Here is an 11,944-nt window from a genome sequence, read left to right as displayed (position 1 = left end):
CGACAAAAAATTCCAGCAACAACCTTCGATCTCGCCAGCTGAGGTCGTGACACGAGGAGAACCAGTGAAAAAGACCAAGACTCTGTGGACCAGGGCGCTTGCCGGTGCCGTGGCCCTGCTCTTCGTCACCTTCCTCTCGGCGCCGCCGGCCTTCGCGGCCGCGACGATCGAGGTGAGCCAGCTCGAGGGCCTCAAGGACGGCCAGAGCGTGACCATCAGCGGTGCCGGATTCTCACCCGGGATGAAGGAGATCGCCGTCGGTCAGTGCGTCGAGGGCGCCAACGGGCCGTCGATGTGCAACATCGCGACCGGTGCCACCTTCAAGGACGCCGACGGCTCGGGCAACATCGCCTCGCTCACGATCGTGGTCAAGGAGAAGTTCGGGTCCTACGACTGCACCACGCAGCAGTGCACCATCGGCGCCCAGCCGCTGCCCGGCACTGCTTCCGACGCCGAGGTCGCGGCCAACACCGTGTACCACAACATCTCCTTCGGTGATGTGGCTGCGGCCCCTGCGGCCGAGGAGGCCCCGGCGGCAGCTCCCGCGGCTGCTGGCGAGGAACTGCCGAAGACCGGCCCCGGCCAGGAGATTGCCCTGGCCCTCGTCCTGGGCACGCTCATGCTGCTGCTGGGTGGCGCCACCCTCTGGTTCATGCCCCGTCGCGGAAATGGTGTGGTCTGATGCGTACCGCATTCGTGCGCAGCCTCGGCGCTGCCGCACTGGCCGGAGGTCTCGTGCTCGGGGGAGTGCAGCAGGCAGCGGCGGCCCAAGCCGAGGCCACCGCGAGTGTCCCTTTCAAGTGCGAGATGCCGGCGTTCGGCGCCTCGGCAGACTTCGACTACGACGCGACCATCAAGATCAAGGGCATTCGTGCGGCCGAGGGTTCCAGCCCGGTCACCCTGGTCGCCGAGCTCAGCGACCTTCCGGGTGTGGTGCCGGAGTTCATCTCCATGAAGGGACAGCCGGTCAAGCTGAAGCTGGGAGTCTCGGTCGCAGGCACGGCCGCCGAACTGGCCGTCTCTGGTACCACCGACGTGAACCCCAAGCAGAACGGCACCAAGGAGCCGGTGGCGCTTCCCAAGGACATCCAGGGCGAGGTGGCCACCACTGAGTCCGACGTCGTGGTTGAGGTGAACTCGTTCGACTTCGACGTCGCCGGTGTCGGCGGGACCTGCACCGCGGATCCTGCAGTGGCCCTCGACGCCATCACTCCGGAGGTGGGCGCTGTTCCCACGCCCAAGCCGACGCCGACCACGAAGCCGACGCCGAAGCCGACCCCGAGCGAGACGCCTACCCCGAAGCCGACCAAGGAGCCCAAGGAAGAGGGCAAGACCGGCCAACCGGCCAAGGGCAACATGGCCTTCACCTGTCTCCTCAAGCCCTTCAACACCAACTTCCCGTACAAGGCCGATGTCTCCGTGGCTGCGGTCAGGGCCAAGGCTGGTGACACCAAGGTGTCCATCGCTGGCTCGTTCGGGGATATCCCGGGCATCGCGCCCGTGCCGATCGACGGCGGAAAGATGACGGTCACCGTCAAGGGCACCATGGGTGGCGAAGCGGTGACCCTGAGCGGCAAGAGCACGGTCAACGCCGAGGCCAACGCCGAGGTCCCCGTGCCACGACTGGAGACCTCGATGCAGACGGACGCGGACGAGGTCGACGTCAAGATCGACACCTTCGCCTTCGCCTTCGAGCCGATGATGGGACTCACCATCACTGCCGACTGCAAGGCCGACTCCGGCGCCGCTCTCGGTGCGATGACCATCGGTGTCGGTTCGCTCGAGGACGTTGCGCCGCGCCCCGGTGACGGCAACAGCGGTGGCGGTGGCAACGGCGGTGCTGGCGGCACCACCCTGCCCCGTACGGGTGGCGGCGACGCCATGCCCGTCATCACCCTGTGGGCCCTGGCCTTCGGCGTCGCCGGTGCCGGCCTCCTGGTCTGGATGCCGCGACGGGTGCGCGAGAGCTGATCACCACCTGAACACGAAGGAGCCCCCGACCAGTGGTCGGGGGCTCCTTCTTGCTTGTCCGTGAGGACCGGCGTACTCAGCAGCTGGTCTCAGGCGTCCCGCAGGGCAGCCAGCGCCGGGTCGAACGAGCGGCTGGGCGTGAAGCCGCTGTCGATCAGGCGCTGCACCGAGATCGGCTTGGTCGGGCCCGCGATCTCGTTGCGGTACTCGAGGGCCGGAAGGCCCTTGGAGACCGAGATGGTGTCGAACAACTTGGAGTTGGTCGGCGGCACTTCGGCGTGGGTGAGGTTGAAGACACCCTTGATCTTGTTGTGCACGGCGTGGACGACGGCTTCGGCCGCGTCCTCGACCTGGAGGCGGTAGAGCAGAGCGTCTCCGGAGAACGGTACGGAACCGTTCAGGTACTGGTGCGCCATCTCGACCTTGGCCTCGATCGGCGGGTCGCCCTCACCGAAGATGTCACCGCAACGCAGCACCGCGACCCGGTCACCGGCGGAGAGGTAGGTGTTCTCCATCAGGATGAAGTTGGAGGGGCTCGGGTCGTCGGAGTCGGTGACCGGGGCGTCCTCGGTCACCTCGGCGAGGTGGTTGGCGGCGTTGCCGTAGACAGACAGCGAGGACAGGCACACCAGGTGCGCGTCTCCGGGGGCAGAGACGACGTTCTCCGCGGTGCCGACGAGGATCTCGCGGTACGTCCTGGCGCGGCCCTCGGGCGTCATGGAGCCCTGCGCCGAGGGGCCGGCGGTGATGACGACGGCGTCGGCGTCAGCGACCGCAGCGTGGACCAGCTCGCGGTCGCTGCCCTTGAGGACGACGGCGTTGCCGAAGCGCTCGGTGAGCCCGGCGACCTTCGCCTCGGTGGTCGTGGTGACCGTGACTTCATGGCCGAGCGCGATCAGCTGCTCAGCGGCAGCAGAGCCGACGAATCCGGCTCCGATGACCAAGACCTTCATGCGAGTTCCTCCATCTGCTTGAAACCGGCGCGGACTGCGACCAGCTCGTCGACACGCTCGGCGCCCAGGAACTTCTTCGAGAGTTCGTTCATCGGGTCGAGTGTGTAGCCATAGGTGCGGACCTTGTGGTCACGCTCGCGCAGGGCTGCGCGTTCTTCCGTCGGTACCTCGGTGGCCGTGCGCACCGCCTCCAACCACTTGTCGACCCGGGTGTTGACGACGTTGCGTAGGACCTCGACGGTCTCCGTCGACCGGTCCTTGGCCACGTACGAGTGCGCGACGGGGGAGAGGAAGGCACGCATGTAGGAACCGTGGCTGACCGACCAGCTGAACCGGTCGTCACCACGCAGCTCAAGAAAGTCCTGGTTGAGCGGCTCGTAGTGCTTGGCCAGGTACTCCACGTCCACCATCAGGTCGTGGCGCGGGACCAGTTCGCTGTAGAAGAAGATGTCTGGGATCGTGCCGAAGACCAGGATCAGGTGCGGCACGTCGATGTGCGGCCCCAACCAGACCTGCAGGTTCATGTCGAGGATCGAGTTCTTGCGGTTGCCGATCCACGAGTGGACCAACCATTCCGCTCCGTTGTCCGGGTCGCCGGCGAAGGTGTTCATCGCGCCCTCGTAGCTGCCGTCCTCGGTGGCCCAGTAGTCGAGCCCCGCGCTCGATGCATGCGGCTGGACCGGCAACTCAGCAACGATCCTGTCCTTCGCATCGCTGAGGATCTGCCAGAAGGTGGCCCAGAGTTCCGAGTTGTCGACGTCGGGATTGTCGGCCAGGAACTCGTGGATGGTCTTGGTCTGCGCGCTACTTGTGCTCACCATCACAGGATACCGATATATGATCTATTCAGGTAGAGGAGGTTCAAATTGATAGCCGTGATCAGTCAGGCCTGGACCAAGCCGGGCGGGCACCACGCCGAGGCGTACGTACACCTCAGTGGCGAGTTCGCGCGGTTCTTCCGCGACCACCCCGGCTTCCGGGGCCGACAGCTGGTGCGGGGTCTCGAGGACCCGACCCACTTCACCCACATCCGCTGGTTCGACTCCGTGGAGAGCTACGAGGAGTGCACCCGTCGACCGGGCTACGTCGAGCACACGCAGGTCATGTACGCGCACCTGCAGCCCTACGACTCCTACCCGCGCGAATTCGTCGAGGTCGTGCTTGACGAAGAGCCGCTCATCGCGTGAGTCCGTGTCCTTTCCTGCTGGTCCACGGCGCCTTTCGAGGTGGTTGGGCGTGGAGCAAGGTGCGTCCCGGGCTGGTGGCTGCTGGACACGACGTGTTCGCCCCCAGTCTTCGAGGGGCCGGTGAGCGCGTGGGTGAGATCGACCGGGTCCTGACCCTCGACACCTGGGTCGACGAGGTGCAAGCCCTGGTGGAGGCCGAGGACCTGCACGACCTGGTGCTCGTGGGACACAGCCAGGGGGGACTGGTCACCACGGCGCTCGCGGCCAGAGTGCCTGACCGGATCCGGATCCTGGTGCATCTCGACGCTGCGGTCCCCGGGCCGGGGGAGCGGGGTGTGGACCTGGGTCCGGGAGGTGGAGACCTGCCACCTCGCGGGGCGGTCGTTCCCCCGAGGCTCCCTGCCGTGGATGCCGAGTACGACGCAGCGACGGTGGCCTGGATGAGCAGCCGAATGACTCCCACACCGATCGGTCCCTCCCTGGACCCGGTGCCGGGCGTCCCTGCGCGGGTGCGTCAGGAGTACCTGTTCTGCCGAAGGACGCCGTCGGGATACCCCTCGACAATGACCCGTGGCCGCCTCGACAGCAGGGGCGTGCCCTACGGCATCCTGGAGGCCGGCCATGACGCGCCGATCACTGCGCCGGAGGTGGTGCTCACGGCGCTGTTGGGACTCCTCGGATGACGTTCCATCCGGACAGGGGACGAGCGGCGATCCGCAGGGCCGTCGAGACGTTAAGGTGCGCTCATGCGACACGGCGATGACGGATCCGGGCCCGGCCCGGCCTACCGCGTACTGGCCGACACCCTGCGCGCCCAGATACTCTCCGCGCAGTTGAGGCCCGGGGACCGTCTGCCTGCCGAGTCCGAGCTGTGTGAGTTGTACGGCGTCTCCCGCAGCACGGTGCGCGAAGCCCTGCGAGCGTTGGCCACCGAGCGTCTCCTCGTGACCCGTCGGGGTGTCTCCGGCGGGTCGTTCGTCGCGACGCCCGAGCCGGGGGACATCGCTGGGCTCGTGCAGTCGAGCCTGGCGCTGCTCACGTCCGTCGACGCCGTCTCGGTCGCCTCCCTGCTCGAGGTGCGCTACATGCTGGAGGTCCCGGCTGCCGGCATCGCGGCCGCCCGACACTCGCAGGAGCACCTGCAGGCCCTGGACGCCACCATCTTCGACCCCAGCGGGGAGGACCCGGACCTGATGTTCGGGGCCAACCGTGACTTCCACCTGAACCTCTTGCGCGCCACGGGCAACAAGGTCCTCGAAGCCGTTGCCACGCCCATCTTCGGGGTCGTCTACGAGCGGTTCGTGCGGCGTCAGGCGCCACCTGAGTTCTGGAACCGGGTGGACCACGACCACCGGCACATTCTCGATCGAGTCCGCGCAGGCGACGTCCAGGGCGCCGAAGAGGCTCAACGGGCCCACCTGGGAGACCTCCAGCCGACGTACGAGCAGATCGACAGGGAACGACGCGCCAACGGGGGCTGATGACCTGGGTGACGGGATAGGCTCTAAAATATATTCTGTCTGTTCCCGGTACTGGAGGTTGTGATGAGCAACAGAGTTCGCGTCGTCCTTGCATCCGTCGGCGTGCTGGGTGCAGCCGCAGTCGCAACCCGCAGGGCGGGCCTGTGGGGGGCGACCATTCCCGGCGCGAGTTCCCCCGCCAGGCTGCCGCTCAGCTGCAGACTGCGAGGACACGGATGGCGGAACTCCGGACGGGTGGGCCAGGCTCCCACTCGTCGCACGTGCCAGAAGTGCCAGCGCATCGACCTCCCGATGCCCTGACGAAGATGGATCTGACCACTGGCCCGGCGCGTCTGCTCGCCGTGAACCATGTCGGCGTGAGCGTCCAGGACATGGCCGCTGCCCGCAGGTTCTGGGTCGAGGTCCTGGGCGCGGAGGAGTACGGCGCCTTCGGGTGGGCAGTAGGGACGACTCCCGCCGACGACTCGCTCGGGCTGCTGGACACGGCGGCTGACGTGCTCCTGCTGCGTACGGACGCAGCCTTCATGGAACTCTTCGCGTTCTCCTCACCCGCGCCCCGAGCCAGACCGGCGCGCCGTCCCGGCGTCAGTGCCCTCACATGGGCGGTGAGCAACGTCGAGGGCGCTGTCCTTGCGGCCCGCGCGACAGGGAGCCCGGTGACGCGCCCGGGGGTGGTCGAGTGTCCTGACGGCACCGAGGTCCGCCTGGTGCCGGCGGGAGACGGTCCCCGCGGCCTGATGGGGGTGGAGGTTCTGGTGGAGGAGCCCGCGGCGCACGTCTTCGCCGGCGTCGCTGGCCCGGTCGCGCTGACGTACGTGCCGGGGGAGGCGCTGGGTGGCGCCCCCAGCCCGGTCGATCACGGAGTCAATCACCTCTGCCTGGACGTCCGTGGGATCGAGGCGATCAGTGCTGCGGCGACAGGGGTCCAGTGGAACCACCCGGTGACGGAGTCCAGCGGGGGAGCAGCCGCCGTGCGCTACGGCACGACGGCCGACGGAGTGCTGGTGGAGCTGCTCGAGAGCCGGAGCGACCAGGCGTTCCTGGCGCGCTGCCGGCTCTCGCACGGTCACATCCCGTAACGGGCCATCACGTCGTTCTTGGCTGCATAGCCGGGTGTCATGAAGCGCTTCATCAACCGGCCCGTCGTCAGCCACGAGATCTCGGCGCCGGTCTTCTGCGTGCTCAGCATCTGTTCCACCAGGTAGGGCGCCACGTCGTCGACGTGGTCAGAGATGATGTTGAGCATCTTGCGCTGAGTGGTCACCTGTTCGGGCGCGCGGGTTGCTTCGCGCAGCCAACCGTCCGAGATCAGGACGCCGGGTCGAATCTGTCCCACCAGGACTCCGCTCTGCGCGGTCTCCTTGACGAGGGCCTTGGTGAAGAGGTCCAGACCCCGCTTGGTGGCTGAGTAGACACCCATGTTGGGCCGGATACGACCGTCACTGCCGCCGCCGAGGACGTTGAAGAGTCGCCCACTCCGCTGCGCCGCAAATCCCCGTGCGGCGACCTGGGACCCGAAGATCGTCCCGTACATGTTGGTGGTCACCATCGTGGTCACGTCCTCGACCGGAGTGTCGACGATCGGGGTGGTGGTGTGGGCCACGCCGGCGTTGTTGATCCAGATGTCGACCCGACCGAACTCGCTGACGGCGAAGTCCCACAGGGCCTGAAGCTGTGCCGGGTCGGTGACGTCGGTCGCGCGCCCCAGCAGCTTCCCGCTGCCCGGGCAACCTCCCAGTGAGGCGATGGCCTGGGAGACGGCGTCGTCGCTGCGTCCGCAGATGACGACGTTGACGTCATGACGCTTGAACTCGCGAGCCATGGCGTGGCCGATGCCCTTGGTGCTACCGGTGATCACGGCGGTCTGCATGTGTCCTCCTGAGATGGAATACAGGAAATATATGGTGTAGACACCACATTCGTCGCCCTTACGTCCACGGGCTAGCCTGAAATTTCCGCCACACAGAGGAGCTTGCGATGGCCGACGGCTACTTCCCCGAGGGTTCGTTGCTGCGCAGCGTGCAGGCGCACCGTGCCGTGGGACAGACGTACGGACAGCGCGCGTTGATCCTCGGCGCCACCTCGCCCGTGCCCTACGTCGGGACGAGCTCCTCGACGCTGGCCAAGGAGAGGCCGTTCGCCCGACTCTCGGCCACGGCAGAAGACTTCGAGTCCATCTTCTTCGGAGATCGTGACGAGGCCGACCGCGTGCTCGCGAAGGTGCGGAGGATGCACTCCCACGTCAAGGGGGAGTTGCCGCGCGACGAAGGGCCGTTCCCGGCCGGCACCCGCTACGACGCCTTCGACCCTGAACTCATGCTCTGGACCATGGCCGTGCTCGCCGACTCCTCCCGTGTCTGCTTCGAGGCTCTCGTGCGCCCTCTCTCACCGCAGGAGCGGGAGGAGTTGTGGCAGGACTGGATCCGCTTCGGAGAGCTGTTCGGGATGCCGCGATCGGTGGCGCCTGCCACGGTGGAGGACTTCGACGAGTGGCTGGCGGGCAAGTTGAACGGACCGGAGTTCCACGTGACCGACGAGGCCCGGGTCGTGGGTCGTGCGATCGCCACCGACATGCCTGTTCCCGGACGCCTACGGATCGGCTCACGCGGCACCAACCTGGTGGTTGTGGGCCTGTTGCCCGATCGCGTGCGGAGGGCCTTCGGTCTGCGCTGGACACCCGCCCACGCGTTGCTGCACCGGGTCCTGACCGGCATCGTCCGCACGCTGCTCCGGGTCGTGCCGGACCGCGTACGTCTGGGACGCAACACGCGACTCTTCCGCATCGTGACCGCCACCGAGGCCAAGATCCTGGCCGACGGGGGACAGACCATCGTGCTGCCCCAGATCCGAACGTCACAGACCTGAACGTCACAGACCTGAACGTCACAGCGCTGAACGTCACAGCGGGGATGTCAGCACTCTCCGGACACCCGCAGGGAGCGCGGGTAGGGTCCGCCGCGTGAAACCACGCCAGCGACTGGTCGCCGCAGTTCTGCACACCGCGCACCGATGGATCGAGCGTGCGGGAGCGATCGCTCCGGGGACGGCCCTGGGGGACGAGTTCGGCACCCTGGGCTCGGGGAGCTGCATCGCCTTTCCGCCCATGTCCCTCTTCGGTACCCGCTCCATGCACATCGGTGAGGGCACGATGATCGGGCGGGCGTGCTCGCTGGGCGTCGGCTACGGCCCCGACGACCCGAACGCCCCCGAGCGCGGGCTGGTGATCGGTGCGCGATGCGTGGTCGGCGCGCGCGCCACGATCACGGCCCACGAGTCCGTGGTCATCGGCGACGACGTCTGGTTCGGCCAGGACGTCTACATCTCGGATGCCAACCACGGCTACCAGGACCCTGACGTGCCGATCGGTCTGCAGTTCGGCAAGCACGACCCCGTCGAGATCGGAGCCGGATCGTGGGTGGGCCGGGGGGCAGTGATCCTGCCGGGCACCAGTATCGGTCGAAACGTGGTGATCGGCGCCGGATCCGTGGTGCGGGGCCGGATCGATGACCACTGTGTCGCTGTCGGCTCGCCGGCGAAGGTCGTGCGCCGGCTCGAGCGTGGCGTGGGCTGGGTCTCGGTCGCTCGCCCCGAGGACGTGCTGCCGGAGGTCTCCACCGACGAGGTCGCCGCTGCGCTCGGACTCTTCCTGCACGCGGAGGAAGCAGCAGTGGGCTGACGCCACGGACCGGGCTAGAGTGGCCCGCACACGTCGTCGAGTTCCGAAGGACTTCCTGTACGCAATGGACGGCCCGCAAAGTAGCCATCCCCTCCGCACCTCCGACTTCCCCCACGCGCCGGACGTCAGCCGATGACCGAGCTGATGCTGTTGGGCGCCTCGTTGCTGCTCATGTTGGCGTGTGGCATGTTCGTCGCCGCCGAGTTCTCGCTGGTCACTGTGGACCGTGCCACGGTCGACCGGGCAGCGGCGGAGGGTGATGCCGGCGCCCAGGGCGTGCAGAGCGCACTGCGAAGCCTCTCCACGCAGCTCTCCGGCGCCCAGGTCGGGATCACGATCACGAACCTGGCGATCGGCTTCCTGGCCGAGCCGGCCATCGCCCAGCTGGTCGACGGCCCCTTGGCCTGGGCCGGTGTCCACGAGTCTGCCGTGACGCCGATCTCGATCGGCATCGGGCTGACGCTGGCCACCTTCTTCACCATGCTGATCGGCGAGTTGGTCCCCAAGAACCTGGCACTCTCGGTCCCGATGGCGACGGCCCGGGCCACGCAACGGTTCCAGCGCGGCTTCACCAAGATCATGGCGTGGCCGATCCGGGGCCTGAACAACTCCGCGAACTCGATCGTGCGGCGTCTGGGGGTGGAACCGCAGGAAGAGTTGCGCTCCGCGCGCAGCAGCAGTGAGCTCGCCTCCCTGGTGCAGCGGTCCGCAGTCTCTGGGACCCTGGATCCGGAGACCGCCGACCTGATGGAGCGCTCCGTCGAGTTCGGCACCCGTACGGCCGGCGAGATCATGACGCCTCGGGTGCGCACCAGCAGCCTCACCGAGTCCGAACGCGCCGCCGCAGTCATCGAACTGGCCCGCCAGAGCGGACACTCACGCTTCCCGGTGCTCGACAACGAGGGCGTCGTGGTCGGCACGGTCCACGTCAAGCACGCGGTGGCGGTTCCGGTGCACGAGCGCGCCACCACTCGCGTACGCCGGATCATGGTCCGGCCGACCGTCGTGCCGGACTCGCTGCGACTCGACCCCCTGCTGGCCCTGTTGCGTCAGGACGGCTTCCAGATGGCCGTGGTCATCGACGAATACGGCGGCCAGGCGGGAATCGTCACGTTGGAGGACGTCGTCGAGGAGATCGTCGGTGACATCGCCGACGAGCACGACCGTTGGGGTGAGCGCGCCCGGCAACGTCGCAACGGCACCTGGTCGGTCTCCGGCCTGCTCCGCCCAGACGAGGTCGAGGACCTGACCGGGTGGATGCTCCCCGAGCACGAGCACTACGACACGGTGGCCGGACTCGTCGTCAAGGTCCTCGGTCGCCTTGCGCAGGCTGGGGACGAGGTGGAGATCGAGGTGCCCGTACGCGATGGTCAGGGCCAGAGCCAGACCCACGTGATGCATGTGCTGGTCGAGCGGATGGACGGTCGACGGATCGATCGACTGGTCCTGGCGCCGCCCGTACCTGCGGCAGAGCGTGACAGCCGGGCAGGGCATGACAGCCGGGCAGGGCATGACCGTCGGGTAGGGCATGACCGTCGGGTAGGGGTGAAAGCATGAGCGACCTCACGGCCGTCGTGATCGCCGTTGTGCTCCTCGCCCTCAACGCGTTCTTCGTGGGCGCTGAGTTCGCCCTGATCTCGGCTCGCCGCTCCCAGATCGAGCCCCTTGCAGAAGCGGGATCCGCAGTGGCGCGCACCACCTTGCGCGCCATGGAGCAGATCTCGGTGGTGATGGCCGGCGCCCAGTTCGGCATCACGGTCTGCTCCCTGGGGTTGGGCGCGGTGGGGGAGCCCGCCGTGGCGCACCTCATCGAGCCGGGGCTGTCCGCCCTCAACGTGCCCGGGGAGTTCGTTCACCCGATCGCCTTCGTCATCGCCATGACCATCGTGGTCTACCTGCACGTCGTGCTGGGCGAAATGGTCCCGAAGAACTTGGCCATTGCCGGCCCGGAGCGTTCAGCCCTGGTGCTCGGGCCGCCGATGATGGTGATCGTCACCGTCCTCAAGCCGCTGATCCTCTTCATCAATGCGTGCGCCAACGTGGTCCTGCGTGCCATGCACATCGAGCCGAAGGACGAGGTCAACTCGGTCTTCACCCGTCAGGAGGTGGCGGCCTTGGTGGAGGAGTCACGCGGTGAGGGCCTGATCGAGTCGGACGAGTACGACCGACTTTCGGGCGCCCTGGGCTTCACCGAACAGACGGTCGCCTCGGTGCTGCTCTCACCCGACGACCTGACCATGGTCACCCGTGGGGTCACCGGGGCGGAGATCGAGGACGTCTGCGCGGCGACTGGCTTCTCCCGCTTCCCGGTGCGAGGCGAGGGGGGCTCGCTGCTGGGATATCTCCACGTGAAGGACGTGCTGGAGACCGACGAGACGCGTCGACACCGGGTGGTGGACGACAAGTGGATCCGACCCTTCGCCAGCGTGCGCCCCACCGACCCGCTGCACACGGCGCTGGAAGCGCTCCAGCGCCGCGGCGCGCACATGGGCCGGGTGGTCAGCGACGACGGCGAGATGTTGGGTCTGGTCACACTCGAGGACGTGCTCGAGGAGTTGGTGGGCGAGATCCGCGACGCGGCGCACCAGGAGGAGACGGTCTGAGCCATGGCCGACTGAGTAGGCTGGCCCGGTCGTCGTGGAGCGGCGTCGTGAACAGAGGATCAGGAGCAGCAGC

At 67.6% G+C, this 11,944-nt stretch carries 13 protein-coding genes; 10 read left to right on the top strand and 3 right to left on the bottom strand.

Annotated features, from left to right (window positions below; all coding sequences use genetic code 11):
- The first annotated feature begins 64 nt into the window (after positions 1–64).
- The gene (locus DNK52_RS13310; protein WP_162598767.1) at positions 65–682 is read left to right on the top strand and encodes a neocarzinostatin apoprotein domain-containing protein; all 618 of its coding nucleotides are present in this window, start codon (positions 65–67) and stop codon (positions 680–682) included.
- Positions 682–1,971: a hypothetical protein gene (locus DNK52_RS13305; protein WP_110241488.1), complete on the top strand. Its 1,290-nt coding sequence runs from the start codon at positions 682–684 to the stop codon at positions 1,969–1,971. The genes DNK52_RS13310 and DNK52_RS13305 overlap by 1 nt, the downstream gene beginning before the upstream one ends.
- An 89-nt stretch (positions 1,972–2,060) precedes the next feature.
- On the opposite strand, the gene DNK52_RS13300 is transcribed toward DNK52_RS13305, so the two are convergent.
- Both DNK52_RS13300 and DNK52_RS13295 read right to left on the bottom strand, forming a co-directional pair.
- Positions 2,061–2,924: an NAD-dependent epimerase/dehydratase family protein gene (locus tag DNK52_RS13300; protein WP_110241487.1), complete on the bottom strand. Its 864-nt coding sequence runs from the start codon at positions 2,922–2,924 to the stop codon at positions 2,061–2,063.
- Positions 2,921–3,742, bottom strand: coding sequence for a hypothetical protein (locus DNK52_RS13295; protein WP_162598766.1), 822 nt, complete (start codon positions 3,740–3,742; stop codon positions 2,921–2,923). Before DNK52_RS13295 ends, DNK52_RS13300 begins: the two co-directional genes overlap by 4 nt.
- A 57-nt stretch (positions 3,743–3,799) precedes the next feature.
- Between DNK52_RS13295 and DNK52_RS13290 the strand changes: the two genes are divergently transcribed.
- The 4 genes from DNK52_RS13290 (at position 3,800) to DNK52_RS13275 (ending at position 6,671) form a co-directional block, all read left to right on the top strand.
- Entirely contained in the window at positions 3,800–4,111 is a 312-nt protein-coding gene (locus DNK52_RS13290; RefSeq protein WP_239455631.1) for an antibiotic biosynthesis monooxygenase family protein, read from the top strand.
- Positions 4,108–4,794 carry an alpha/beta hydrolase gene (locus DNK52_RS13285; RefSeq protein ID WP_110241484.1) on the top strand — a complete coding sequence of 229 codons (687 nt, stop codon included), beginning with the start codon at positions 4,108–4,110 and terminating at the stop codon, positions 4,792–4,794. The genes DNK52_RS13290 and DNK52_RS13285 overlap by 4 nt, the downstream gene beginning before the upstream one ends.
- A 63-nt stretch (positions 4,795–4,857) precedes the next feature.
- The gene (locus DNK52_RS13280; protein WP_110241483.1) at positions 4,858–5,592 is read left to right on the top strand and encodes a FadR/GntR family transcriptional regulator; all 735 of its coding nucleotides are present in this window, start codon (positions 4,858–4,860) and stop codon (positions 5,590–5,592) included.
- Between the two features lie 305 nt (positions 5,593–5,897).
- The gene (locus DNK52_RS13275; protein WP_110241482.1) at positions 5,898–6,671 is read left to right on the top strand and encodes a VOC family protein; all 774 of its coding nucleotides are present in this window, start codon (positions 5,898–5,900) and stop codon (positions 6,669–6,671) included.
- Here the strand turns inward: DNK52_RS13275 and DNK52_RS13270 are convergent.
- Complete coding sequence (locus DNK52_RS13270; RefSeq protein WP_110241481.1) at positions 6,659–7,462, bottom strand: SDR family oxidoreductase; 804 nt, start codon at positions 7,460–7,462, stop codon at positions 6,659–6,661. The genes DNK52_RS13275 and DNK52_RS13270 overlap by 13 nt on opposite strands.
- Before the next feature lie 107 nt (positions 7,463–7,569).
- On the opposite strand from DNK52_RS13270, the gene DNK52_RS13265 reads away from it, so the two are divergent.
- The 4 genes from DNK52_RS13265 (at position 7,570) to DNK52_RS13250 (ending at position 11,871) form a co-directional block, all read left to right on the top strand.
- Positions 7,570–8,457 (top strand): oxygenase MpaB family protein, encoded by an 888-nt coding sequence (locus DNK52_RS13265; protein WP_110241480.1) that lies wholly within the window; start codon positions 7,570–7,572, stop codon positions 8,455–8,457.
- 94 nt (positions 8,458–8,551) lie between these two features.
- Entirely contained in the window at positions 8,552–9,268 is a 717-nt protein-coding gene (locus DNK52_RS13260; RefSeq protein ID WP_239455590.1) for an acyltransferase, read from the top strand.
- 132 nt (positions 9,269–9,400) lie between these two features.
- Positions 9,401–10,825: a hemolysin family protein gene (locus DNK52_RS13255; protein WP_110241479.1), complete on the top strand. Its 1,425-nt coding sequence runs from the start codon at positions 9,401–9,403 to the stop codon at positions 10,823–10,825.
- Entirely contained in the window at positions 10,822–11,871 is a 1,050-nt protein-coding gene (locus DNK52_RS13250; RefSeq protein WP_110241478.1) for a hemolysin family protein, read from the top strand. The genes DNK52_RS13255 and DNK52_RS13250 overlap by 4 nt, the downstream gene beginning before the upstream one ends.
- The last annotated feature ends 73 nt before the right edge of the window (positions 11,872–11,944 follow it).

The sequence above is a fragment of the Nocardioides gilvus genome, assembly GCF_003194605.1.
GTDB lineage: Bacteria > Actinomycetota > Actinomycetes > Propionibacteriales > Nocardioidaceae > Nocardioides > Nocardioides gilvus.
Note: the sequence above shows the minus strand (reverse complement) of the source record. Positions and strands in the feature narration are given on the sequence as shown.

Coding starts and splice junctions, on each gene's coding strand:
- DNK52_RS13250 (WP_110241478.1), top strand. CDS start 10,822: ATGAGCGACCTCACGGCCGTCGTGATCGCCGTTGTGCTCCTCGCCCTC.
- DNK52_RS13265 (WP_110241480.1), top strand. CDS start 7,570: ATGGCCGACGGCTACTTCCCCGAGGGTTCGTTGCTGCGCAGCGTGCAG.
- DNK52_RS13255 (WP_110241479.1), top strand. CDS start 9,401: ATGACCGAGCTGATGCTGTTGGGCGCCTCGTTGCTGCTCATGTTGGCG.
- DNK52_RS13270 (WP_110241481.1), bottom strand. CDS start 7,462: ATGCAGACCGCCGTGATCACCGGTAGCACCAAGGGCATCGGCCACGCC.
- DNK52_RS13275 (WP_110241482.1), top strand. CDS start 5,898: ATGGATCTGACCACTGGCCCGGCGCGTCTGCTCGCCGTGAACCATGTC.
- DNK52_RS13305 (WP_110241488.1), top strand. CDS start 682: ATGCGTACCGCATTCGTGCGCAGCCTCGGCGCTGCCGCACTGGCCGGA.
- DNK52_RS13280 (WP_110241483.1), top strand. CDS start 4,858: ATGCGACACGGCGATGACGGATCCGGGCCCGGCCCGGCCTACCGCGTA.
- DNK52_RS13300 (WP_110241487.1), bottom strand. CDS start 2,924: ATGAAGGTCTTGGTCATCGGAGCCGGATTCGTCGGCTCTGCTGCCGCT.